At 64.9% G+C, this 23,759-nt stretch carries 25 protein-coding genes and 4 tRNA genes; 23 read left to right on the top strand and 6 right to left on the bottom strand.

Going from position 1 to position 23,759, the window contains the following annotated elements:
- Nucleotides 1–16 precede the first annotated feature (16 nt).
- The 4 genes from pstC (at nucleotide 17) to AC5592_RS27825 (ending at nucleotide 4,532) form a co-directional block, all read left to right on the top strand.
- The gene (pstC, locus tag AC5592_RS27810) at nucleotides 17–988 is read left to right on the top strand and encodes a phosphate ABC transporter permease subunit PstC (RefSeq protein WP_036497844.1); all 972 of its coding nucleotides are present in this window, start codon (nucleotides 17–19) and stop codon (nucleotides 986–988) included.
- Entirely contained in the window at nucleotides 988–1,887 is a 900-nt protein-coding gene (gene pstA, locus AC5592_RS27815; protein ID WP_036497805.1) for a phosphate ABC transporter permease PstA, read from the top strand. Before pstC ends, pstA begins: the two co-directional genes overlap by 1 nt.
- Before the next feature lie 19 nt (nucleotides 1,888–1,906).
- Nucleotides 1,907–2,683, top strand: coding sequence for a phosphate ABC transporter ATP-binding protein PstB (gene pstB / locus AC5592_RS27820; RefSeq protein ID WP_036497807.1), 777 nt, complete (start codon nucleotides 1,907–1,909; stop codon nucleotides 2,681–2,683).
- Nucleotides 2,684–2,891: 208 nt separating this feature from the next.
- Nucleotides 2,892–4,532, top strand: a complete 1,641-nt coding sequence (locus AC5592_RS27825) for an MFS transporter (RefSeq protein WP_051024197.1) — start codon at nucleotides 2,892–2,894, stop codon at nucleotides 4,530–4,532.
- Between the two features lie 66 nt (nucleotides 4,533–4,598).
- Here the strand turns inward: AC5592_RS27825 and phoU are convergent, their stop codons facing one another.
- From phoU to AC5592_RS27850, 5 genes are all read right to left on the bottom strand, one after another.
- On the bottom strand, nucleotides 4,599–5,270 hold the full coding sequence (phoU, locus tag AC5592_RS27830; RefSeq protein ID WP_063065931.1) for a phosphate signaling complex protein PhoU: 672 nt from the start codon (nucleotides 5,268–5,270) through the stop codon (nucleotides 4,599–4,601).
- 98 nt (nucleotides 5,271–5,368) lie between these two features.
- The gene (locus tag AC5592_RS27835) at nucleotides 5,369–7,855 is read right to left on the bottom strand and encodes an LCP family glycopolymer transferase (protein WP_063065932.1); all 2,487 of its coding nucleotides are present in this window, start codon (nucleotides 7,853–7,855) and stop codon (nucleotides 5,369–5,371) included.
- A 176-nt stretch (nucleotides 7,856–8,031) separates the two neighbouring features.
- Nucleotides 8,032–9,153, bottom strand: coding sequence for a tRNA dihydrouridine synthase DusB (dusB, locus tag AC5592_RS27840; RefSeq protein ID WP_232329584.1), 1,122 nt, complete (start codon nucleotides 9,151–9,153; stop codon nucleotides 8,032–8,034).
- 142 nt (nucleotides 9,154–9,295) lie between these two features.
- Nucleotides 9,296–10,261, bottom strand: coding sequence for an acyl-ACP desaturase (locus AC5592_RS27845; protein ID WP_036497861.1), 966 nt, complete (start codon nucleotides 10,259–10,261; stop codon nucleotides 9,296–9,298).
- Nucleotides 10,262–10,587: 326 nt separating this feature from the next.
- A tRNA-Lys gene (locus AC5592_RS27850) sits at nucleotides 10,588–10,660 on the bottom strand.
- A 920-nt stretch (nucleotides 10,661–11,580) separates the two neighbouring features.
- Here AC5592_RS27850 and AC5592_RS27855 point away from each other — a divergent pair.
- From AC5592_RS27855 to AC5592_RS27895, 9 genes are all read left to right on the top strand, one after another.
- A complete protein-coding gene (locus AC5592_RS27855; RefSeq protein WP_030517458.1) occupies nucleotides 11,581–12,246 on the top strand; it encodes a TetR family transcriptional regulator in 666 nt (221 codons plus the stop codon).
- A 91-nt stretch (nucleotides 12,247–12,337) separates the two neighbouring features.
- Nucleotides 12,338–12,410, top strand: a tRNA-Glu gene (locus tag AC5592_RS27860).
- A gap of 28 nt (nucleotides 12,411–12,438) precedes the next feature.
- A tRNA-Asp gene (locus AC5592_RS27865) sits at nucleotides 12,439–12,512 on the top strand.
- A gap of 32 nt (nucleotides 12,513–12,544) precedes the next feature.
- Nucleotides 12,545–12,621: transfer RNA gene (locus tag AC5592_RS27870), tRNA-Phe, on the top strand.
- Nucleotides 12,622–12,971: 350 nt separating this feature from the next.
- Complete coding sequence (locus AC5592_RS27875; RefSeq protein ID WP_063065934.1) at nucleotides 12,972–13,466, top strand: hypothetical protein; 495 nt, start codon at nucleotides 12,972–12,974, stop codon at nucleotides 13,464–13,466.
- Between the two features lie 735 nt (nucleotides 13,467–14,201).
- Entirely contained in the window at nucleotides 14,202–14,453 is a 252-nt protein-coding gene (locus tag AC5592_RS27880) for a type II toxin-antitoxin system Phd/YefM family antitoxin (RefSeq protein WP_063920408.1), read from the top strand.
- Nucleotides 14,450–14,686 (top strand): type II toxin-antitoxin system RelE family toxin, encoded by a 237-nt coding sequence (locus AC5592_RS27885; RefSeq protein WP_157122261.1) that lies wholly within the window; start codon nucleotides 14,450–14,452, stop codon nucleotides 14,684–14,686. The genes AC5592_RS27880 and AC5592_RS27885 overlap by 4 nt, the downstream gene beginning before the upstream one ends.
- Nucleotides 14,687–14,820: 134 nt before the next feature.
- Nucleotides 14,821–16,167: a tetratricopeptide repeat protein gene (locus AC5592_RS27890; RefSeq protein WP_157122263.1), complete on the top strand. Its 1,347-nt coding sequence runs from the start codon at nucleotides 14,821–14,823 to the stop codon at nucleotides 16,165–16,167.
- Nucleotides 16,168–16,603: 436 nt separating this feature from the next.
- On the top strand, nucleotides 16,604–17,440 hold the full coding sequence (locus tag AC5592_RS27895) for a hypothetical protein (protein WP_063065936.1): 837 nt from the start codon (nucleotides 16,604–16,606) through the stop codon (nucleotides 17,438–17,440).
- A gap of 52 nt (nucleotides 17,441–17,492) precedes the next feature.
- Here the strand turns inward: AC5592_RS27895 and AC5592_RS27900 are convergent, their stop codons facing one another.
- On the bottom strand, nucleotides 17,493–18,185 hold the full coding sequence (locus AC5592_RS27900; RefSeq protein WP_063065950.1) for a GntR family transcriptional regulator: 693 nt from the start codon (nucleotides 18,183–18,185) through the stop codon (nucleotides 17,493–17,495).
- An 852-nt stretch (nucleotides 18,186–19,037) separates the two neighbouring features.
- Between AC5592_RS27900 and AC5592_RS27905 the strand changes: the two genes are divergently transcribed.
- The 10 genes from AC5592_RS27905 to AC5592_RS27950 all read left to right on the top strand — a co-directional run.
- Entirely contained in the window at nucleotides 19,038–19,508 is a 471-nt protein-coding gene (locus AC5592_RS27905) for a hypothetical protein (RefSeq protein WP_063065937.1), read from the top strand.
- A complete protein-coding gene (locus AC5592_RS27910) occupies nucleotides 19,505–19,765 on the top strand; it encodes a hypothetical protein (protein WP_063065938.1) in 261 nt (86 codons plus the stop codon). The genes AC5592_RS27905 and AC5592_RS27910 overlap by 4 nt, the downstream gene beginning before the upstream one ends.
- Nucleotides 19,765–19,938, top strand: coding sequence for a hypothetical protein (locus AC5592_RS27915; RefSeq protein ID WP_157122265.1), 174 nt, complete (start codon nucleotides 19,765–19,767; stop codon nucleotides 19,936–19,938). Before AC5592_RS27910 ends, AC5592_RS27915 begins: the two co-directional genes overlap by 1 nt.
- Complete coding sequence (locus AC5592_RS27920) at nucleotides 19,938–20,471, top strand: DUF2637 domain-containing protein (RefSeq protein WP_063065939.1); 534 nt, start codon at nucleotides 19,938–19,940, stop codon at nucleotides 20,469–20,471. Before AC5592_RS27915 ends, AC5592_RS27920 begins: the two co-directional genes overlap by 1 nt.
- Nucleotides 20,472–20,853: 382 nt before the next feature.
- The gene (locus AC5592_RS27925; protein WP_063065941.1) at nucleotides 20,854–22,203 is read left to right on the top strand and encodes an FtsK/SpoIIIE domain-containing protein; all 1,350 of its coding nucleotides are present in this window, start codon (nucleotides 20,854–20,856) and stop codon (nucleotides 22,201–22,203) included.
- A complete protein-coding gene (locus AC5592_RS27930) occupies nucleotides 22,200–22,493 on the top strand; it encodes a hypothetical protein (RefSeq protein ID WP_063065942.1) in 294 nt (97 codons plus the stop codon). The genes AC5592_RS27925 and AC5592_RS27930 overlap by 4 nt, the downstream gene beginning before the upstream one ends.
- Nucleotides 22,490–22,663, top strand: coding sequence for a hypothetical protein (locus AC5592_RS27935; protein WP_157122267.1), 174 nt, complete (start codon nucleotides 22,490–22,492; stop codon nucleotides 22,661–22,663). The genes AC5592_RS27930 and AC5592_RS27935 overlap by 4 nt, the downstream gene beginning before the upstream one ends.
- Nucleotides 22,660–22,818 carry a hypothetical protein gene (locus AC5592_RS27940; protein ID WP_157122269.1) on the top strand — a complete coding sequence of 53 codons (159 nt, stop codon included), beginning with the start codon at nucleotides 22,660–22,662 and terminating at the stop codon, nucleotides 22,816–22,818. Before AC5592_RS27935 ends, AC5592_RS27940 begins: the two co-directional genes overlap by 4 nt.
- A complete protein-coding gene (locus AC5592_RS27945) occupies nucleotides 22,815–23,489 on the top strand; it encodes a hypothetical protein (RefSeq protein WP_063065943.1) in 675 nt (224 codons plus the stop codon). Before AC5592_RS27940 ends, AC5592_RS27945 begins: the two co-directional genes overlap by 4 nt.
- 32 nt (nucleotides 23,490–23,521) lie before the next feature.
- On the top strand, nucleotides 23,522–23,759 hold a 238-nt coding region (locus AC5592_RS27950), incomplete at its 3' end, for a replication initiator (protein WP_371507512.1).

Here is a 23,759-nt window from a genome sequence, read left to right on the forward strand (position 1 = left end):
GGGAGATACTTCCTCCATGCCGAGTGAGTCGAGCACCAAGCCGGCCGGTCGCAACGCCGGCGGTCACAGCCGCCGGGGGGAGACCGTTTTCCGTTCCCTGGCCACGGCCGCCGGGGCGACGATCGTCGCGGCGATCGCGCTCATCGCGCTGTTTCTGCTGATTCGCGCGGTGCCGTCGGTGGCGGCGAACAAGGCGAACTTCTTCACCAGCGCCGAGTTCAACGTCACCAACGCCGACAACATGCACTTCGGCATCCGCGACCTGTTCATGGTCACGGTGCTGAGTTCGCTGCTGGCACTGCTGATCGCCGTGCCGCTGGGCGTCGGTATCGCGTTGTTCCTGACGCAGTACGCGCCGAAGGTGTTGTCGCGTCCGTTCGCGATGCTGGTCGATCTGCTCGCGGCGGTGCCTTCGATCGTGTTCGGTCTGTGGGGTTTCCTGGTGCTGGCCGAGAAGCTGGCACCCTTCGAACAATTCCTGAACGACAAATTGGGCTGGTTCTTCCTGTTCAAGGAAGGCAACGTCTCCATCAGCGGCGGTGGCACGATCTTCACCGCCGGTGTCGTGCTCGCGGTGATGATCCTGCCGATCATCACCTCGGTCAGCCGCGAGGTCTTCCACCTGACTCCCCGGGCGCACATCGAGGCCGCGCAGGCCCTGGGCGCCACCAAGTGGGAGGTGGTGCGGATGACCGTGCTGCCGTACGGCCGCAGCGGTGTGATCGCCGGTTCCATGCTGGGCCTCGGCCGCGCGCTCGGTGAAACCATCGCGGTGCTGATCGTGCTGCGTACCGCCGCGACACCCGGCCACTGGTCGCTGTTCGACGGCGGTTACACCTTCGCCTCCAAGATCGCCTCGGCCGCTTCGGAATTCAGCCAGGCGCTGCCCACCGGCGCCTACATCGCGGCGGGCTTCGTCCTGTTCGCGCTGACCTTCATCGTCAATGCCCTGGCTCGGATCGCCGCCGGCGGGAAGGTGAACGGGTGATGACCACCACGTTGGACAAGCCGATCAAGGCGCCCACGTTCCGCCACGTGAGCCTGGGCCGCAAGGTCCGCAACAATGTCGCCACCTCGGTCATGTGGCTGTGCTTCGGCATCGCGCTGGTGCCGCTGGGCTGGGTGCTGATCCTGGTGCTGAACAAGGGTTTCCACGCGATCGTCAGCAGCGGCTGGTGGTCCAAGTCGCAGAAGGGCGTGCTGCCCGACCAGTTCGCGGGCGGTGTGTATCACGCGATCTACGGAACGATCGTGCAGTCGGCGGTCGCCGCGGTGATCGCGGTGCCGCTGGGCATCATGGCCGCGGTCTACCTGGTCGAATACGGTCGCGGCTGGCTGGCGAAGACGACCACCTTCATGGTCGACATCCTCGCCGGTGTGCCCTCGATCGTGGCGGCGCTGTTCGTCTTCGCGCTGTGGATCGCCACCTTCGGTTTCCCGCAGTCGGCCTTCGCGGTGTCGCTGGCACTGGTGCTGCTGATGTTGCCGGTGGTGGTGCGCAGTACCGAGGAAATGCTCAAACTCGTGCCCGACGAATTGCGCGAGGCCTCGTACGCGCTGGGCATCCCGAAATGGAAGACGATCCTGCGGATCGTCGTGCCGACCGCTCTGCCCGGCATGATCAGCGGTATGTTGCTCGCGGTCGCCCGCGTCATGGGCGAAACCGCGCCGGTGCTGGTCCTCGTCGGCTATTCGAAGTCGATCAACACCAACATCTTCAACGGAAATATGGCGTCGCTGCCACTGATGATCTACCAGGAACTGGCCAACCCGGAAGCGGCCGGCCGGATGCGAGTGTGGGGCGCGTCGCTGACGCTGATCCTGATCATCGCCCTGCTGTACATCGGCGCGGCCGTGGTCAACAAACTGCTCACGCGGAATCGATAGAAGCGAACGGAATACGACAATGGCCAAGCGGATCGACGTCAAAGATCTCAACATCTACTACGGCAAATTCCACGCCGTAAGCGATGTGTCGCTGACCGTATTGCCGCGCAGCGTCACCGCTTTCATCGGTCCGTCCGGTTGCGGTAAGTCGACGGTGCTGCGTTCGCTCAACCGCATGCACGAGGTGACGCCGAATGCTCGCGTCGAGGGCGCGGTGCTGCTCGACGGTGAGGACATCTACGGCTCCGCGGTCGACCCGGTCGGCGTGCGGCGCACCATCGGCATGGTGTTCCAGCGGCCGAACCCGTTCCCCACCATGTCGATTCGCGACAACGTGGTGGCCGGGCTGAAGCTGCAGGGGGTGCGCAACCGCAAGGAACTCGACGAGGTCGCCGAGCGCTCGCTGCGCGGCGCCAACCTCTGGAACGAGGTGAAGGATCGCCTCGACAAGCCGGGCGGTGGCCTGTCCGGCGGTCAGCAGCAGCGTCTGTGCATCGCCCGCGCGATCGCGGTCTCGCCCGACGTGCTGCTGATGGACGAGCCGTGTTCGGCGCTGGACCCCATCTCCACGCTCGCGATCGAGGATCTGATCTCCGAGCTGAAGAAGGAGTACACGATCGTCATCGTCACCCACAACATGCAGCAGGCCGCGCGTGTGAGTGACCAGACGGCGTTCTTCAACCTCGAGGCCCAGGGCAAGCCCGGCAAGCTCATCGAAATCGACGAGACCGAGCGGATCTTCTCCAACCCCACGCAGAAGGCGACCGAGGACTACATCTCCGGCCGCTTCGGCTGAGCGGGCCGAGCCTGTCGGTGTTTCGGAAGCCCCGTCCCTGGTGGGACGGGGTTTTCTCTTGTGGCACGCAGGGACATCGATATGGCGTCCATCACAGTGATCCCGAGTTGTGTGCTCGCTCATCTCCTACCGTAGTCGGTTGTCTGACACTCGCGGTAACAGTTATCTTCCTCCTGAACTAAACCGATCGTTATAGTCAGGAGGCGGGATGACGGTGTCAACGGCGAGACCAGTGGCCCAGCAGGGGATTCCGATCGCGACGCGGATGCGGATCTTCGCGTTGATCGCGATCTGTGTGGCCGAACTGCTGGTCGTACTGGACAACACGCTGGTCAATGTGGCTCTGCCCTCGATGGCGGTGCAGTTGCAGGCCCGGATGAGTGGCCTGCAGTGGATCGTGGACGCGTTCACCCTGGCGTTCGCCGGACTGCTGCTGCCGCTCGGCCATCTGGGCGACCGCTACGGCCGCCGCCGGCTGATGATCATCGGCCTGGCGGGCGTGGCGGTCATGTCGGCCGCCGGTGCGATGTCCTCGGGCCTCGGCCAGGTGATCGCCGCGCGCGCCGGCATGGGCGTCTTCGCCGCCGCGGTCTTCCCGGCGACGCTGGCGTTGATCATCAACCTGTTCCCGGAGGCGCGGGCCCGAGCCGCGGCCATCGCGTTGTGGACCGCCATGGCAGGTATCGCGGTGGCGATCGGACCGGTGACCGGCGGGTGGCTGCTCGAATACTTCAGCTGGCACGCCGTGTTCTGGATCAATGTGCCGATCGCGGCGATCACGATCGCGGCAGTGCTCGTCGTCGTTCCCGAATCGCGGGCCGACCACAGCGGCCGGCTCGATGTGCTCGGCATCGGTCTCTCGCTGGTGGCGGTCACGACGCTGGTGTGGACGATCATCGAGGCGCCGAAGCACGGCTGGTTGTCCGGGCGCAGCGTCGGCGGCTATGCGCTCTCGCTGATTCTGCTTGCGCTGTACGTGATCTGGGAGTTGCGGGTCGAATCACCGGTGCTGAACATGCGGCTGTTCCGGATCCGGCGCTTCTCGATCCCGGCCCTGGCGATCACCGTCTCCTATTTCTGCGCCTTCGGATTCCTGTTCCTGATCACTCAGTACTTCCAGGGGGTGAAGGAGTTCAGCGCCCTCGAATTCGGTATCCACTCCTTGCCTTTCGCGGCGGCGGTGGGCTTCGGCGCGCCCCTGGCGACCCTGGCGGCGCAGCGCATCGGCACCACCGCCACCGTGGTGTGCGGTCTGCTCCTGCTGGCCGCCGGCATGTTCTTCGCGGGCCGGGTGACCGTCGAAACACCCTATCTGGGAACGGTTCTGGTCTCGATGGTGCTGATGGGCATCGGCTTCGGCGTCGTGCAGGGACCGGCCACGGAATCCATCATGGGTGCGGTGCCGATCGAGGAGGCGGGCGCCGGGTCCGCGGTCAACGACACCACCCGCGAGGTGGGCGGCACCCTCGGCGTCGCCGTCCTCGGCTCGATCATGACCTCCGTCTACACCGATCGAGTCGGCGCCCGCATCGACGCGATCCCGGACGCGATCATGAATCCCACCCAGAAGAGTCTGGCCCGCGACACTCCGATCAGCGTGCTGGAGATCGTGAAGGCGCCGATCAGCCCGTTCTTCGCCGGCGCGAAAGCCGATCTGGTGCATGCCATGAAGGTGGCCGCCCTCGCCGGCTCGACGGCCGCATCCTGGGCGGCGGTCGGCGCACTGCTGGTCTGCGCGGTGCTCGTCGCGGCGCTGTTGCCCTGGAAACCTCAGCGCGGCGCGTCACTACTGCTGGGCCGAACCACGGAGGAAGTCCCGGCAAAAGCCGATTTCCCCGGCCGCACATAACATCGCTGCCCGTCCGCATGCTGGACGGGCAGCGGTCTCCGCCCGGACCGGAGAGGCGGCCCGACCTCAGATCTTCTCGGTCGCGGCGTCCGGGTCGGGCGGCAGCACACCGGTCACGAGGAAGACGACCCGGCGGCCGATCTCGACCGCATGGTCGGCGAAGCGTTCGTAGTAGCGGCCCAGCAGCGTGACATCGACGGCGGCGGCCACGCCGTACTTCCATTCCCGGTCCATCAGCAGCGAGAACAGGTGGCGATGCAGATCGTCCATCGCCTCGTCGTCCTCGTTGAGTTGCGCGGCCCGCTCCGGATCGCGCGTCTCCAGGACCTCCTTGGCGGCGGCGCCCATATTCACCGCGATGCGGCCCATCTCGGCGAAGTAGCCGTTCACCGATTCCGGGAGCGCGTGGTTCGGATGCCGGCGGCGGGCCACCTTGGCCACATGCAGCGCCAGCACACCCATCCGATTCACATCGGAGACGATCTGGATGGCGCTCACCACCTGCCGCAGGTCGCCGGCCACGGGCGCCTGCAGCGCCAGCAGCGCGAACGCCTTCTCCTCGGCCTGCGCGATCATCTCGGCGATCCGGTCATACTCGGTGATCACCTGTTCGGCCAGCGAGATGTCGGCCTGCAGCAGCGACTGGGTCGCCCGCTCCATGGCCGAACCGGCCAGTCCGGCCATCTCACCCAGAAGATCGGCGAGTTCGGCCATTTGTTCGTTGTAGATGACACGCATGAAACCAAAGACTAGTTCCCGGCTCTGACCAAGTCACGAACGGTGGGTGAATCGTCGGTGCCGGGCAGACCGGCGCTGTCGTCGCAGGTGAGCGCGGCTCACTTGCAGAGGTCGTCGCCCGCGTTGACGTGCTCGAGATCGGAGGGGAGTGTGACCGGCGTCGCGGCGGCATCGGTGGCTCCGGCCGGGGCGGGAACCGGCGACCCGAACGCGGTCGGCGTGCCGACGGTGCCGGAGAAGTCCGCGCCGAGGGCCACCTCCACGATGCTGCCCAAATTCGATGCCACGGCCAGTTTCGCGCCCGGCAATGCCGAGGCCACCGTCGCGGCCTCGGCCTCGTGACCGGCCGCATAGCGGACCGTGGTGTTGTCGATCGTGCCGCCTGAGTAGTTGCCGACGTTGTAGATCTGGAAGCCGTCGACCGCGAACCTGGTCGCCGCCGTGCTCGCCACGCCGGTCACTCCGGAACCGTTGGACACCTGCACCGACACCGTGTTCGGATCCACGGCGGTCAGCTGCGGCGGGGCCGGGGCCGGAGCGGACTTGGACGGCTCCGGCGCCTTCTTCTCGCCCGGCAGCGGCTGGTCGTCGATGATCGCCTGGAAGATCGCCTTGATATCCGATTCGCGGGGAATCTCGTTGCCGTAGGAGGTGGTGCCCGCGGTCGGCACCGTCAGGAACGTGATCGCGCCCGCGCTCACCTTCTGCAGCGAGCGGCCCAGCATCAGCAGATCCTTGGTGTTGACGTTGTCCATGAAGGCATGGCTGCTGAACGCGCCGATGAAGCCGTTGAGCTTGCCGATGTCGAAGAGCACCTTCGAGGACAGGGCACTGCGCAGCAGCGAGGAGAGGAACAGCTGCTGGCGGTGGATGCGGTCGTAGTCGCTGCGCTCCTCGCCCTGGACGTGGCGGGCGCGGACGTAGTCCAGCGCGGTCGGGCCGTTGAGGATCTGGCGGCCCGGATTCGGCAGCACCGTACCGAGCTCCTCGTCGACCAGCGGCCGGTTGGTGCACACCTCGACACCGCCGATGGTGTCGACCATCGACTGGAAACCGCTGAAGTCGATGCCGACGAAGTGGCTGATCTTCAGGCCGGACAGCCTCTGGATCACCTTGGTCAGGCATTTCGGCCCGCCCAGGGCGTAGGTGGCGTTGAGCTTGTCGCCGATCGCGGAGGGGAATTTCGCGTCGGTGTATTTGGCCTTGTCGTTGTCCCAGCCCTCGCATTCGGGGCGGCTGACGTCGAGGTCGCGGGGGAAGGAGACGGCCACGACGCGGGAGCGGTTCGCCGGAATGTGCACCAGCATCACGGTGTCGGACCGGGCGCCCTCGGCGTCGTCGGTGGTGCCGGCACCGAGCGAGCTGTCCACGCCGGCACGGGTGTCGGTGCCGACGATGAGGAAGTTCTCGTCACCGGTCTGGCCGCCGGGATCGATGATGTCGGCGGAATTCTCGTCCAGCGCCGACACCTGGGTGAACCCGTTGTCGGTGGCACGCAGGTAGTTCCAGCCCACACCGGTCATGACGAGAGCCAGAACCGCGCACATCGACGTGGTCACCCGGGCCGCGAGCCGGGTACGCCGGCGCCGGCGCTGCCGACTCGCCGCCAGCCGCGACAACGGCGGCTTGCCGACCGTCGCGGGGCCCGCCGAAGCCGTTGCCTCCGTGCCGGATTCGTCGTCGGGTACGGGCAACTGGTCGGTCACCTGGTCGGCGACGGGCGCCTTGGCGGTGGCAGGCCGATCGGCCGGACCCTCGGCAGCGGGGGCGCGGTAGACCGCGGTTCGCTGGGCATCGGCGGAAACCGGTGCGGCACTACGCGTTGCGGCGGATTCCGGTCGTTGCGATCCCGGTTTCGACGCTGCGCGTGGATCGGATGCGCCCCCGAGGCGACGTGGGTCCGCGGCCGTACCCGGCGGAACCGGAGTGGCCGGCGGGCGTGTACCCGCCGCGGGTTCACGCTGCGCGGCGGCCGGCCCGGGCTGCGGCGGCGCGGGCTTCGGATCGGGGCCACGCCTGCCCGGTGCCGCAGGTGTGGCGGACTGCTCGGGGCGCGGCCGGCGAGTGCGCGGGTCGGGCACCGGGCCGGATGTTCCGCTCGAGGCGTTGCCGTCGGCCGGCTTGAGGCCGCGTGTGGTCGGGATGGCGCCCGATGCACCGGTCGGTGCCTTCCCGCGGGCGAGGTCGCGCGGGTCGCCGCCGCGGCCGGGCGGGTTTGCCGGCTGGGCGCCCCGCGGGGTGCCGCTACCGGCCGCTCGGTTCGCGCCGGTGGCGGGCCGGGCGGTGTTATCCGTTGTGCGCCCGCGGTTTCCGGCCTGACGGCTGGTGTTCTCGGGCTGCGGGGTGCGGCCGGCGCCGCTCTCGTTCGCGGTGCGGCGCTTACCGGCCTCATCCTTGCGGCGGCGCTCGATACGTTCACTGTCGACCCGCTGCACGAGGTCGTGGACGGTGATCGGCTTGGAGGTCTGCGGTTCCTCCGCACGCCGGTTACGGGGGGCCTCGTCGGAATCCGGCGCAGGGTATCGCTCCCACGGGGCGCGACCTCCGGGCCGGGACGAACGCCCGCGCCGATCGTCGTCACCCACCAACGAACCTCACTTCACTCTTCGTCGCGACCGGAGCTGTCGATTCCATCACTCCGGTGGCGGCACGCGCAGTCACATCCGGCCGAATCGGCCCCAGCCATGATAACGATTACGCCACAGTTGGCCACTTCTCAATCACCCATCACTGTCGGCGCAGGTCGGAGAGTATGCGCGCGTCAGCCTCCGCTGTGCATCACGTCGGCGGCCGAGGGCACGGTGGGATCCTCGGGATCGTCGAGCCAGCCCTCGGGCAGCACCACCTTCGCCGCCGGGGAACCCTGGCGGCCGCGCGGCCCCTGCGCATCCGCGGGGAACGGCACGTCCGGCGGCAGTTGCTCGATCAGCTCGCGCAGCTGTGTGAGACTGCCCACGGTCGCGAAGCTGCGGCGCAGCTGCGAACCCAGCGGGAAGCCCATGAAGTACCAGGCCATATGTTTGCGGATATCGCGCATGGCCTTGTCCTCGCCGTCGTGGTCGACGAGCAGGGTCGCATGCCGGTACAGGATTTCGCCGACCCGGCCCAGTCGCGGTCCCTCCGGAATCGGCTCCCCGCGCAGCGCGGCGCTCAGCTCGGCGAACAGCCACGGACGGCCCAGGCACCCGCGCCCGACGACCACTCCGTCGCAACCGGTTTCGGCGATCATCGCGAGTGCGTCTGCGGCACTGAAGATATCGCCGTTGCCGAGTACCGGAATCGTGGTGACGGCCTGCTTGAGCCGCGCGATGGCCGACCAATCGGCGGTGCCGGAATACAGCTGCGCGGCGGTACGGGCGTGCAGCGACACCGCGGCGGCGCCCTCGGCCTCGGCGATGCGCCCGGTGTCGAGATAGGTCCGATGGTCGTCGTCGATGCCGATGCGGAATTTGAACGTCACCGGCACACCGGCGGGTTCGGCCGCCGCGACCATCTCCCGCACGATCTCGGCGAACAGCCGTCGCTTGTAGGGCAGCGCGGCACCGCCACCCAGCCGGGTCACCTTCTTCACGGGGCAGCCGAGGTTCATATCGATGTGGTCGGCCCAGCCCTCGCCGACGATGATGCGCACCGCCTCGCCGAGCGTCTTGGGGTCCACGCCGTAGAGCTGCATCGAGCGGGGATGCTCGTCCTCGTCGAAGGCCATCATGTGCAGCGTCTTCTCGTGCCGCTCCACCACCGCGCGCGCGGTGATCATCTCGCAGACGTAGATCGAGGTGCGGCTGCCGAATTCGCGGCACAGCTTCCGGAACGCGACATTGGTGATCCCGGCCATGGGCGCGAGCACCACCGGCGGATCGACGGGGTAGGGGCCGATTCGCAATCCGGTTCTGGTGTCGAGTGCCGCGGTCACGAGTTCCAGTGTCCCATCCGAATGACAGTGCGAGAGATCACAGGTCTCCCGGTGCGTGCGACGGGACCGGTGCCGTGCGGCACCGGTCCCGGTCGTAGTCGTGCGGGCGAGCTCAGCTCGCCGCGGTGAGGTCGCGCTCGCGCTTGGCGGCCTCGCGGGCCAGCATGCGGTCGCGCTGCTCCTCGAACTTCAGGACGTCCTTGCCCAGCTTGTCCAGGAACAGGCCGAGCCGCTCGCGGGTCTGCTCACCGCGCGCGGTGAAGTCGTCGCGCTCGAAGATCTGCCACTTCTTCAGCACCGGCTGCACCACGTCTTCGAGGTGCTGGCGCAGGTCGTAGATGCCGTGCTTGGCCATCAGCACACCGTTGCGGCGGAAGTTCGGCATTCCGGCGCCGGGCATCTGGAAGTTCTCGAGGATCAGGGTGATCGCGTCGAGGGCCTGATCCGGCGCCAGATCCAGCGCCGCACCGCACATGTTGCGGTAGAAGATCATGTGCAGGTTCTCGTCGGCGGCGACGCGCTGCAGCATGCGGTCGGCGATCGCGTCGTCGCACACCTTGCCGGTGTTGCGGTGGCTGACGCGGGTGGCCAGCTCCTGGAAGGTCACATAGGCGACCGAGTGCAGGAAGCCGGCGTCGGCCTCGGCGGGGGAGGCGAAGCCGTTGGTCATGTGGACCATGCGGGCCTGTTCCAGCGCCACCGGGTCCACGCCGCGGGTGACCACGAGATAGTCGCGCATCACGATGCCGTGGCGGTTCTCCTCGGCGGTCCAGCGGCCGACCCAGGTTCCCCAGGCGCCGTCCTGGGAGAAGTTCTCGGCGATCTCGCGGTGGTAGGAGGGCAGGTTGTCCTCGGTGAGGAGGTTGGTGATCATCGCGGCCTTCGCCACTTCACTGAGCTTCGACTGCTCCGGATCCCAGTCGACGCCGCCCAGCGCGGCGAAGTTGCGGCCCTCGTCCCACGGCACGTAGTCGTGCGGGTGCCATTCCTTGGCCATCGAAAGGTGCCGGTTGACGTTTTCTTCGGCAACCGGCTCCAACTCCGTCAGCAGCTCGAGTTGAGTCAGATCCCTTGCCATACATACGCCCTTCGGTGTTGTCCTGCGATATTGCTGGTCGCCCCCCTGCTGGCCGTGCCGCAGCCGCCCATACCTTACGGCACCGTAGGTGTGATGCGAAGCGCACCTGTATGAGTTCACAGCCTCGGTGACAGAACTCATAAGGGTGTTCGGCACATGCCCCAACCGGTTGCGAGTGTAGGGGGGAGACCTGTGCGTCAACGGTGTATCGGCTGGGAGTCTCGAACGTTAGCCGAGTATCGGATTGCCCAGGTCCCGGCCGCCCGAGCCGGGGGACGACGCCGGAGACGGCGATGGGCCGGAGCGTGCACTCCGGCCCATCGGTGTGCCCCCACCAGGGCTCGAACCTGGGACCTGCGGATTAAAAGTCCGTAGCTCTACCAACTGAGCTATAGGGGCGCGGTCCGCAAGTCTAATGTTTCGCGCGCGGAAGTGGTAACCGGTATCCGTGTGACGGTGTGGGGGTGGGTATCTGCGCTGGTCGCGCGGCATTCGACGGCGGGGTGGCGGCTCCCGGGAGCGGGATCGCCGCCGGCGATGTCGGGGCAGCCCCCTGAACGCCGGGCCGCGCCCGCCGCGGCGGTCCGAGGGTTCCGTATCCCGGCCTCGCCGGTTCCGGAGCGCCGGGGCGTTCCCGGATACCCGGCCGATTGCCGGGCAATCACCTTGCTCAGCAATTTGTTTCAGCGCGGAAGTGTGGAAACATTGTTCAAACGTAGTGCGTGACAACATATTTGGTACGGGAGGTGATCGTGTCGGTGGATCCGCCCGGTGGCCGACCGCAGCGGCCGGGATGAGTCCCGGGTATCCACGGCGCCGGCCGGTGGTGGTGAACATTGCTGGGGCGCGCCGGAATTCGCATACCCGGGCGCTAACCGGGCATTTGCCGCAACCGGTTCCGGTTCCCGGTGAAGTGACTCCTCGGTACGTGGCGCGCTGCCCGGGATTCGGGGTACGGTGATCGCTTGGTGAATTCCGGCGAATCCGGGAGATCTTCCGGCCGTTGGGATTCGGCCGAAGATTGTGGTGCCGGCACATCTCGCGACCGGCCGGGCCGGTCACGAGGTCGGAGGAGACGACGTCGCAGGAGGCGGATCCGAGACGAACGAAACGCCCGGGTGCGCACCCCCTGCGGCGCACCCGGACGTCGAAACTATACCAGCTGGTGTGTTTCAGGTATCCCTGCGAATTTTCGTACCGAAAGTCTGAAAGCCGGGCGTTAGCCCGGAATTAAGTATTTGAAAATCTAATAACTTCTCGTCGAGGACCGTCCCCTATCGGTTCCTCCGGCGGCAAGCAGCTTCGGAGGCGTTTCGAGCATGGCACGGCAGCAAGAGCGGGCCCGCCGGACACGGGCGGCGATCATCAGGTCCGCCGCCGTTGAATTCGGGAAGAGCGGCTATGCCGCGGCATCGCTGAATCGCATATTGGAGGGATCGCGCGCCACCAAGGGCGCGATGTACTTCCATTTCGATTCCAAGGAGGATCTGGCCCGGGCGGTGCTGGACGCTGCCGTCGAACGATATCGGGCGACCACCGAAAGGTGGCTGGCCAGAACGGATCTCGAGCCGCTGGACATCATGCACGGGATGATCGACGAGGTCGCGCTGCGCTTGGAGAACGACATCATCGCCCAGGCGGAGTTCCGGCTCGTGATCGAACCGGAGTTCTATCAGGACGCGCGAGCCGGCGGCAGCCGCATCGTCAGCCGGTCCGCGCGGCTGCTCGCGGTGCGCGCCGTCGACCGCAAACAGCTGCGCCTGGATACCGACCCGGACCGCTTCACCCGCACCCTGGCCGCCGCGCTGGCCGGACAGCGCTACATCATCGATCTGCTCGGCGGCGGGGTCGATCTGCGCACCCGGTTCACCGAGGCGCTGGAGGTGATCATCGAGGCGATGGCGACTCAGGATTGGCTCGAGGAGTTCCGCCGGCACGGCTGGAAGGCCTCGGCACGCCTGGAAGATCTGAATCTGGGCCTCTGACCAGCCGATTTGGGAATAGCGCAAAGCCTGTCATAAGCTATGCGAGCTCCCAACGGAAGCCGTTGAGGTACGGACCGGAGAGATCCGGCGGGCCCCCTTCGTCTAGCGGCCTAGGACGCCGCCCTTTCAAGGCGGTAGCGCGGGTTCGAATCCCGTAGGGGGTACGGTGGCAACACCGTTGAGAGCATGCAAGGCCCTGTGGCGCAGTTGGTTAGCGCGCCGCCCTGTCACGGCGGAGGTCGCGGGTTCGAGTCCCGTCAGGGTCGCTTTGTTGTACGGCATTCGGTTCGGGTGCCCCGGCCAGGTAGCTCAGTTGGTACGAGCGTCCGCCTGAAAAGCGGAAGGTCGCCGGTTCGATCCCGGCCTTGGCCACCACATCCCCCTGACATATCACCTGGTCAGGGGGATTTTTCGTGTTCTCCGGCAATGAGGGCCGCTGCCAGGATTGACCGCTGGTATCCGCCCCGATCCGCGCAATGTCGCACGTTCGTTGCACGCGCGGACGGTGGTCTGGCTGCCGCCGACTGCTCTTCCCCGCCTTCCTCATACTGGCCGCCCTCAGCGGAAGTCGGGCGTGTCAAGGATGCGCAGCACCGCGTAGCGGACGCCGTAGGTGGTCCTTGACTCGTTCGGCTGGAGCGAGACGATTCGGCTATGAGGAAGGTGGGACACTCGCTTCGCGAAACTGCCTTGGCACCGGTGGCCCGAGGCGATACGTTCGCGGCGTGATAGCAGTCAGCGTGCTGATCGATGACATCGATGCGGCGATCGATCGCGTACGGCGGGCCTCCACTCCCGAGGAGCAGCGGCGCGCGGTCAAGAACGCGCTTGACGAGCTGTACTCCCTCCGGACTTACCGCGAAGCAGCCCACGACGACAAGCTGAAAAAGGCGTATCACCGACGTTCGGGCGCCACTCACGCTGGGCAGATCGCGGAGGGGCTCAGCCTGGTTCGAGGTGCGAAAGCGCACGATGCGCTCAAGGACGTGGACCCGCGCCCTCGGATGCTCTATCCAAGCGCCAATCTGTTTCCGGGAGAGAACACCTATCCCGGTCGACAACTGATCTGGCGCGATGCCGTCGAAATGGGAGGTCTGGGCCTTGGCAAGGATAAGCGTAGGCCGTACTACGACAGTGTGGTCGCCGGACAACCGGCGCTGGAGACACTCGTACAGGCGCGGAACTTCTTGGCGACTGATCCCGGACCCTGTAGCCCGTAGTCGCGCCACCTCCTCCATCTACTAGATATAAGGCGAATTCGGCAGCGACTCAACGCGAGTTGTGGCGGTAACCCGATGCGGACGGAAGGACCGTCGTCCGCACCGGGTGACCGGTGTCCCGATGTGACCAGCATCGGGGGATCGGCTGGAGTCGACGTCGTTGGCGACTCACTCACCGGCGGCGCTGCCGGTGGCCGAAGTGGTGAGATCCTGGTGAGCTTCCTCGGATATTCGGCTACCGAGGGCGACCACAGCCGGTCGACTGAGCTGGTGGCCGGCCGATTCGGTCCTCGGCTGCGGGAGGCCCGGCCGGGTACGGCAGACGGAGTGCCCAGCACTGCCACATCGTTGCGTGAAGTGGCCAGATAGGAACAGTCGTCGTCACTGCGCCGCCCGCGCGGTACCGACGTGCCGACGCGCCGCGTGCGACGCCCCATCAGCGCGCGTTGCGCGTCGCCGCGCGGCGGAGCCGCGCGGGCGGCGCAGCAGGCGCGCCTTGATCCTCTGTGGCCAAATTCGGCAATGGGCGGATCAGGAGTGAGCAAGCGGTGAGCACAGCTCGGATGTCGATCACTCCACCGCGACTGCTCCAGTCCGGGTGGGAGCGCACATAGCGATTGCGAGCGATGCGGATCGCCTGGTCGGAGGCTTTGGTTCTCTCTGAGTCTCCGAATGTTCACCGGGCTGTGACTAAATCCCCTGCCGAAAACGTACGGAAGAACGTACAGTTCTCGTATGGACGCACATGCGAAGCCAACCGACACATCGTCAGTCGTGGCTCTGACAGAAGCGAGAGAGAACCTCAAGGACATCATCGATGAGGTGGTCGAGACAGGGACTGAGTTCACGATCACCCGGCATGGCAAGCCGTTGGCGGTGGTGCTTTCGTACGAGGAGTACGAGTCCCTTCTTGAGACGCTGAACATCCTGAGTGATGACGACGCGATGGATGCGATCGCCGAAGCGGAGGCGGAACTCGACGCATGACTCGACGAACCAAGAGGGCTACCGCCGATCTGGATGGTCTGCCGCCGGCCTTGAGGGAGAAGGCTGAAACGCTCATTGAGCGCCTACAGTCTGAGCCTGCGCTAGGCAAAAAGCTTAAGGGCAAGCTTGAGGGCAAGCGTTCCCTTCGGCTTGGTCGAACGCATCGTATTATTTACGTGACAGAGCCCGTAATCGTCCTTACGATCGTGCCCCGGAAGGACGCATACCGTTGACCGACCCGGGGGAGGCTAAGCGCAAGCACGACAGTTTGTTGTATCGCGCCCTAGCACAGTATAGTGATGCGTGCGATTTGCCGGACTTGACACCTTCGTGCCCATTTTACGCGGTTCAATCTGACGGAACCCCTGTGTGCGCTGAGGAATGCAAAGATATTCTCGGCGATGAGCTCGCTGCAACTATCCGGCATAACGATGAAGTGTTGTTGGTGCGGGACGAAGCGCTCGATTTGGGGAGCGACTTGCGCGCATTTAGGCGACCGCGACCGAGGCGGGGGCCTCAGGAAAACGCAAAGCCGTTTGATGCTCGTGAGGTTTATATACGCGAACGTTCACGCTCAATTGACACGTGGAGCATGACAGCGTTGGTCATGGGTCTGAAGAATCAATTCGCATGGATGAAGATCGATGAGGATGACCGCCCCAACCTCGAATTCGCAACGAAGATTCTTGAAGAGCTCACGGCGCGGAAAGTTGACGCTCACTCTGTTCTTCGGCACGGACTCGCGACGAGTATGCAAGCGTCTATCTACTACCACATTTACGCAGCCATCAAAGATAAGTCTGGTGCCACAAGCAGCCTGGGCTGGATCGAATATCTGAAATCCGCCATTCCGGGGGATGTTGTTCTCGATGGTGATGTCGAAGACGTCATCGAGCCGATTTATAGCGAATTTACGTGGCATATTGTTCTGTGGATACTCACGGCACCGGTAGAGGATCTCATCAGCCACCGTGCCCCTTCGGCTGTTCCGTATTCCGCGCCGAGGGAGTCTGAGCTCCCGCCACGTGATGCAGATGCTGTGTGGCTCGTGGATAGGTTCACCGAGACCTATCTTGGTACTTGGACTCCGTCATCGTGGGTAAGTGAATGGCGCTACATGCATTCACAACGATCTGGTTGTTGTCCGCCGGGGTACATGCGTGATCGGCCCGTGGATGGCCCCAAACTCGCTGAGGTTCTCGCAGAGTACGGGAGTCGTGAATTCGAGAAGGTTCTCGAGACCACTAGGACATATAAAGGCCGAATCCAAGTGGCCCAATTCACAGGTGTCGCTATTGAAGCTATTAAGCGTGGTGAGAGGCACGACGCCGTGGCTCTATTCCGCATGATCAGCCATGCTGAGCCGGATGATTGGGAAGTGGCCAACAACCTAGGATTCTGTCTAATTCCGGAAGATCCGAATGAGGCAGTCGAATGGATTGAGCGTTCGATATCTTCCCCGTACCGGCCCCGGGCTCTTCTGCCGATCGCATACTTGAATTTGGCATTTGCGCGGTTTCAGTGCGGCGATTATGAGATGGCATTGGAGGCGATCCAAAAGGCAAAGAGTCGTGGGCGCCCTCTATCGCAGATCCAGAGCTTCATGTGGGAGCCTGGCGGGAGCTGGACTGGTCGAGACTATTTATCTCTAGATAAATACACGATCTCTTTGGAAGATAGAATAAACGCAAAGATCGCTAGTGAACTAGAGTGACGATGGCGGTTGGCTCCCTGGCGGTTGTTATCGTAGCTTTCTAACGGAGACGACGAACGTTCGAAGAATAAGCGGAAAGCAGTGCGCGGCTTGGTTCGGCGCGTGGCCTTGTCGTCCCGAGATCGGTATGGGGCCGGGGGTGTTGCGTCCCGCACTGCGAGTTAAGCATCTGTGTCGCCGGACTCTCGTCCGACGATTCAAGCGCGAGCAATGTCCCCGGGAGGCGATGAGTCGGCCCATGGTCGTCGCCCGGGACATTGCAGCAGGCGCGCCGTTTCCCTGGCTGTGAGGAAGACCCGTTGGGGCATTCGCGTCGGCAGTCATGCGCTGGGCTGCGCATCGATCCTAGGAACAAGACTCGGCAACTGCGTCAGGCGACGGCGCGGCTTCGACGGAACTGCTCGCGAAAACGACTACGGTTGGACAGACTTGGTGGATGGCTGACCTTGCGCTGACGGCGGACCGTCGTGAAGAACTGGCCGGATTGCTGGGGGACGAGCAGCGTTTGCGGTCCGAGTATCCGAAAGTGGCGGAGTACCTCGATACCGCTCCGATGCTGCCGGGGACGGGAGACGACCGGGCAGATGCCGCGTTCGATCTGCGGTTTGTCCACTACATGACGGGTGGGCCGTCGATCAGTGCGAATCCGTATTGGGACATCGTCGGGCCATCGGTGTCCGAGCATGAGGGCCGACGCGTGGTGAACGGTGGCCGGCCTCAAGGAAGTGCGCGACTGGGGTTCGCGCAAACGATCTTGCAGGCGACCTACGCCTACGCGATTCCGTCCCCGGAAACCATCTCCTGGGTGCGCCGATTCTGCGACGGACGCCAGATAGTTGAGCTTGGTGCGGGCCGCGGTTACTGGGCGGCACAGTTGGCGGATGTCGGTGTGAACGTTGCGGCGTATGACTCGGAACCGCCGGACCGGACGGAGAATCCGTCGTTTGTGCGGGCGACGGGGCAAGCGGATGTGTGGCTGAGCGTCGGTGATCTCGGTCGGTTCGCCGCGCGGGGTGTAGGCCGAGCCGATGAGGTTCTGTTCCTTTGCTGGCCGCCTGGGTGGGGCAATGCGATGGCGTCGGACGCGCTGGCAGCCTTCGAAGCCAACGGAGGCCAACGGTTGGTCTACATTGGCGAGCCCAAAGGTGGAAAGACTGGTAATGACGGCTTCTTCGATGCGCTGAACTCGCGGTGGGAACTTGAATCGGAAGATTCGGAATTCGTGTCGTGGTGGAACCTCTCGGACCGGGCTCAAGGCTGGGTCCGTCGATAAAAAGAAACCGCCGGTTATCCAGATTTCGGATGACCGGCGGTTATCTAATGTGTCAGTTTTCGGCGGCGGCTTCCAATTCCGGCTTCAAGTTCATACGGAAGACGAACGCATAATAGCGATCTCGGGGATAGGAAACATCCGACACCATGATTACGCGCCCCGTCGCAGTTATATAGCGCTGATGGACGGTCTTCACGAGGTCGCCTGGAGTGGTCTTCAACCACTCGGCGTGCAACGGAACCGGAATGCTGTCGGCCACTGTCTCCTCCAGCGTGGCAGCGTCGGACGTGCCGGTGACGTCGACGGGCTGATACGTGTCCGACACGGAGATAGGCCGCCCCTCCTCGCGGGCGCGGGTCACAACGTGGGTGATCTCCTCGCCCACTGACACGCCAAGTGCATCTGCCAGCGCTTCCGTGGCCGGAACCGTCTCCGTTACCCGGTCGATCTCCACCGTGGCGTCGGACTCGTTCGCGAACGTCACTTCCGGGTCCTCCATCTGACGTTCGGGGGATATCCGGATCAGGTTCGGCCGATCCGATACGAACACACCCCGTCGGCGCACAGACCGAACAAGCCCTTGGCTCTGGAGCAGTTCAAGCGCTTTCCGCACAACGATGTCGGAGACGTTGTTGCGGGCAGCGATTTCCGAATAACTTGGCAGCTGAGTTCCGGGCGGTAATTCACCGACCCGAATTCGCCGGGCGTATTCGCCTGCGATGGAAACGTAGGCAGGTTCTGCCATCGGGATCATTCCCTTCAATTCGAAAATCGCTAACGAGTAGGACTCGGAACTAGTGTACCGCACTTCGTATACGTAAAACCGCGGTTGTGCAGGTGACTGGTGGACATATTCATGTATTCGAATCCGTATCCGAATTGGCCCGGTCTCGATTCGTTCGCGTCGGTTGGCGATTGGAGCCGCGCGGCTCCGGCCAGTAGGTCACCACGCAATACACGGCCACCGAGAGGGGGAGGACCACCAGGAGTAGTCCGAGTAGGCCCGAAGTGCTCACCGCTGCCTCCCGCTCTTTTGCTGCATGGGCCAACGGGCGAACGAGAGGCGAGGTTGTACCGCCTCGACGTCGACAACGTCCATGAGGTTGTTCAGTGCGAGTGGATCAAGGTGGGCTGCGGACGGCACGAGTACGGCGTCCACGTCGGCCGCGCGAACCTGGTCAGGTAGTGGCAGTGGTGAGCATGCCGGCCAAACGAGGGCGTATCCGAGCTGTCTTGCTAGGCGCTGGATCTGGGCGCGATCCCATTCCGGAGCGGCGCTGACGTCTGGGTCGATCCATGCGAGAGCTGTCGGGCGGAATCTCATTACGCACCCCTTCTTGTCCCTGTGTGTGCCGCGCGGACCGATGGCGGGGACCTTCGGAACGGCGGGTAGTCGCGAACTTCTAGAGCTGAGCGTATACGAAGATGCGTATACGAACAATGCTGCGTCGGTGCTCTGACCTGCGAATTTGATCTTTCTAGCGCTTCGTATACGCAAACTCCTTGTGCGTATACGAAACTACGTATACGATGAATCCATCGCCGCTACCGACTGAGGCGAAATTCGAAATCACCCCAGACACAAGGAGATTCAGTTATGGCACTCAAGGACATGTGGATTCCGACCGAGTTCCGCGCCGTGTTCCCCAAGGGCCTTTTGCTGCTCGGTGACATCGAGCCGCAGACCGAGTTCAGCGAGGACCGCTCCGCGCCGAAGCGTCAGGCGCAGGATTACGACCGGGAGGGCAACGGCTCGGGCAAGCGGTTGTGGAAGGCCACGGTCATGGACCGGTCGGGCGGCAAGGCTTCGCAGGCCGGTTTCGATATCACCTTCGTCAGTGACCAGATGCCGGTGCCTTCGGAGCCGGAGGTCATGGAGGGCCTGCGCCCGATCGAGCTGGAAGGGCTGCTGCTCAAGCCGCGCGTGGTTGGCAACGGCCAGTTCAAGTCGATCGGCTTCTACATTCGCGCGACCGGCATCGTGGGTGACAACTCCGGCGGCAAGGTCCCGGCGGCCGATCCGGGTGCGGCTCGTCCGGCTCGTGGTCAGTCCGACAAGGCTGCGTGATCGTCGTGGCTTACATCAGCACTTTCAACGGCGACGTCACGGACGCTGTGAGCGTTGACTACGTCCCGGCGCACGACACGGATTACGGCCGCCGTCAGCCCGCTTACGTCCGTATCCAGGTGACGGATTCGCCCGATCACTGCGCGTATGTCGGCATGGCGATCGATGAGGCTCGGCAGTTGGTCGCGTCGCTGATGAGCATCGTCATGCTCCACGATGCCGCGGAGCGTGTTGCCGCTGAGAAGGCGGTGGCGTGATGGCCGACCGTGAGTTCAATCGGCTGGTGTCGGAGGCTCTCGTGCGGATGCTCGATCGCGCGGACTGTGACGGCGTGGGCCGGTACGTCTCGATGACGCTGTTCGATGGCGAGGCGGAGTCGGCGATCAGCTGGCCTCGTTTGGCTCGTGCGACGGCGGACAAGGCTGCGTGATGTTCACGCCTGAGCGGGGAATGCGTGCGGCGCGGGTGTTCGCGGTCCTGGTGATCGTGGGCGTCGGCGCTGCCGCGTTCCGGCTGTCGTTCGCCACGCTGCGGGATCTGGCCAAGCTGGCGCATATTCCGGCGTCAGATGCGTGGCTGTTCCCGTTGATCATCGACGGCACGATCGTTCAGGCCACCGCCGGCGCTTTGGTCCTGGCCAAGTCGGCGGAACGGAAGTTCTTCACCTGGGTTCTGGTGGTCGGGGCGCTGGTGTCGGTGGCGGGCAACAGCATCCACGCCGTAGCCGCCGGTAAGGAACTCCCGGCGTGGCTGTGCGCGATCGTGGCGGCCATCGCCCCGATATCGCTGCTCGTCGACACTCACGGCCTGGCGGTGCTTTTCCGTGCCGCACAAAGCAATCCGGCTCCGGCTACTGCTCCGGTGGTGGCTGAGGCTGACGAGGACGCGCCGACCGCTGTGGAGGAGTCGAGGAGCCTGCGGCCCCCGAACCGGCTCCTCCGGTGGTGCCTGCTGCGCCTGTGATTCCTGTGGCGCAATCGATTCCTGTTTCTCGACCGGTGCAGCCTCCGTTGCTGCCGGTCTCTGTCCCGATCGGGGGCTGATCTGTTATGGAAACCCGTCTCAACGGCGCTGCGGCCGTAGGTGCTACGGCTCTCGGCGCAACCGCGGTCGCGTTCGGTGTGGCCGGCCTGCTGGCCTTCGGTCCGCGTCACGACGTGGCCCCGGCCGCTGTCGAACACACCACTGGCAAACCGGGGTGCGTGATGTTCTGCGACGAACCGGCACCCGCCGCGCCGGATTCCCACGGCTGCACCTTGTTCTGTTCCGAACCGAGCTTGCCTCCGGCGAATGAGCAGGGCTGCCAGCTGTTCTGCGAACTCGAAACCTCGGGGGAGGCTCCGAAATGACCGTTGTCGACATGGTCCCGGTCGCTGCGGCGGCCATGGGGGCGCTGGTGTTCGCGGCACACATACTGCCGTGGGGCCGCCGACCCGCCACCACGACCGCGCAAGGTTTGGCACGGGATCTGGAAGAGACCCCGGAAGTGCTCCGTCCGGCGGTGTTGTCGTTCGCCTCGACCACCCACGCGCAGCTGATGTTCTCCGACCTCAAACTCGGCTCTCCGGAGACTGGATATCCGCGGGTGGAGTGGTGGGACTTCTCCCGTCACGGTCTGACTGTCGACCTGCTGATGCGGGGCGGGCAAACCCTCTCGGACTGGTCCAACGACGAAATGCGTTCCCGCATAGCCGATTACGTCGGCGTGGACCAGGTCATCGCATCGTCCCCGGCCCCGGGCTGGGTGCGTCTGGAACTGCGGGTGCGTGACACCCTCGCCGAAGCGGTCGTGACCAACATCGACACCGGCACCGTTACGGCTGCGGGTGTGGATCTGGAAGCGGTTCCGGCGGGTGTGCGCGAAGACGGTACGCCGTGGCTGCTGCGAATCCTCTACCCGCACATCCTGATTGCCGGTGCCACCGGCTCCGGCAAGGGCTCGGTGCTGTGGTCGATTCTGGCCGGCCTCGGTCCCGCGATCAAAGCCGGGTTCGTGGACGTGTGGCTCGCTGACCCGAAAGGCGGTGTCGAGTTCGGCGTCGGCGAAAACAAGCTGTTCGTCCGCTTCGCCACCGACGCCCCGAGCATCCTCGGCGTGCTGGAAGAGGCCGTAAAGGTGATGCAGGAGCGTCAGGCCCGGATGCGTGCGGCTGGTCTGCGCAAGCTGGTGCCGTCGAAGGATGAGCCGCTGATCCTGCTCATCATCGACGAGGCCGCGGCGCTGTCGTCGTATGCCGAGCGCCCAGAACAGGAGACGTTCCGTCGTCTGACCGGCATGTTGCAGTCGCAGGGCCGCGCGGTCGGGGTCTCGGTGATCGCTGCTGTGCAGGACCCCTCCAAGGAGGTCATGCCCAACCGGCAACTGTTCCCCACTCGCATCGGTCTCCGGCTGGAAGAACCGACACAGATCGCCATGATCCACGGCCAGGGCGCCAGGGACCGAGGCGCGCTGTGTGACGAGATTCCGGAGGACACCCAGGGTGTCGGCTACGTCGGCGAAGACGGCAAGAAGGGGTTCGTCCGGGTCCGCGCGTTCTGGATCACCGACGAGCAGACCAAGGAGATCGTCGAACGCTATTCCCCGGCCGCTGATGTCGACTTCTCCCCGACCCAGGACTACAGCGATTTCGACCCCGACGACCTGGGCGACGACGACATCCCCGGTGACGGCTACACGGGTCCGGTGGCGGCATGAAACGCGGACTTGTCACCGAAAGCCACGTGGTCATCTACTGCGACAGCTGCGGCGACCTCTACACCGACCGTGCTGGTGAGGCCGTCTGCTTCACCTCCACCCATCAGGCCGCCTACTACCTCGCCGGTGGCCGTAACGGGTGGCTCTACGACGGTGATCGCATCACCTGCGACGGCTGCGCGATCACTGCCGAGTGCGACTTGCGCGGCCACCTCTTCCCCTCCACGAACGACCTTCGCCGCTGCGACCGCTGCGGTGCACCCGATGACGAACAGGAGAACCTGAAATGAGCAAGCGCACAAGCGAATACGCCGATGTGATCGGCCTGCACGCGCGTCGCCGCTGCCAGCTCGAAGCCCGCGGACTCGACCCGATCGGTATCGCGGTGAACATCCTCGCCGAAACCGGAGAGGTGTTCGGCCACGGCTACGACCCCGACGGCGGGGACTGGGCCGCATGACCACGAAACCGGTAGCCCGACAGGTGAACCCGATCGTCCAGGCGGCGGCGGATCGGGTCCGCAAGTCCAAGCACCGCAAGGTCAAAGACCTTCCCGCCAACTGGGAGTGCCCCGGTCAGCTGGGGTTGTTCGAGGAATCCGAGGTGAAGCAGTGAGCACCACCACCAAAACCACCACCACGGTCCGGACCCGCCGCGACCCGGTAGAAGACATCTTGACCCTGTTCCTGGCACTGATCGGGTGGGTAGTGATCTCGGTGTTCATCGTGGCGTGGTGGGCGCTGCTGTTCCCGATGGTGTCCGTCCCGGTCGCCGGCATCGTTGCCCTGTACTGGTTCTACGGCTGGCTCCCCGCCCTCGGCATGACACTCGCCACGGTCGCTGCGCTCGGGCTGTGGTGGGTGAAGGCTCCGGAATCGTTCTCCCACTGGGTTTCTCGCCGTGTCCGGTCCCGGTTCCTGTCCTGGTTCCGGTATCGCCGGCAGTGGTCGGCACGGCTGGACGATTGCAGCTTGTCGGTGCGTGACGACCTCGGCGGAGCGGTGAAGATTCCGCGGCTGCTGGGCATCGACATCGGGGAGGCCACCGACACCGTGCGGGCCGCGATGCTGCCGGGTCAGTGCCCGGACGACTGGGCCAACCGTGCAAGCCATTTGGCGCATGCGTTCGGGGCGCAGGAATGCCGCGTCAGCATCACCGGCCCGGCTCGTGTGCAGCTGGTGTTCCGGCACGCTGATTCGCTCGCCAAGCCGATTTTGGCCCCGTTCCCGCACATCCCCGGCGGCTTGGGAGGACCGCCCCGCCAGGAAGACGACAACGCCGCGTGACAACCACCAACGACCGTGAGGGAGGCCCGACCATGACAGACCAACAGCCTGACACCGGAACGGCCTCCCTCGGCCCTGTCCGGGAAACCGCGGCCGATCGGCGTGCGATGCCGAACCTGTATGACATCGCGCAAGCGGCGGCTGATAAATACGGGGAGTGCCGCCGACCGATCCCGATGTACTCCTACGATCCCGATACACGGGAATCGAAATACGTTGGCGCACCCTGTAAGTCGACCCTTGCCAGTGTGTGTCCCTCGTGTGCGGCTT

It is taken from the genome of Nocardia violaceofusca NBRC 14427 (assembly GCF_963869435.1).
Taxonomy (GTDB): domain Bacteria; phylum Actinomycetota; class Actinomycetes; order Mycobacteriales; family Mycobacteriaceae; genus Nocardia; species Nocardia aobensis.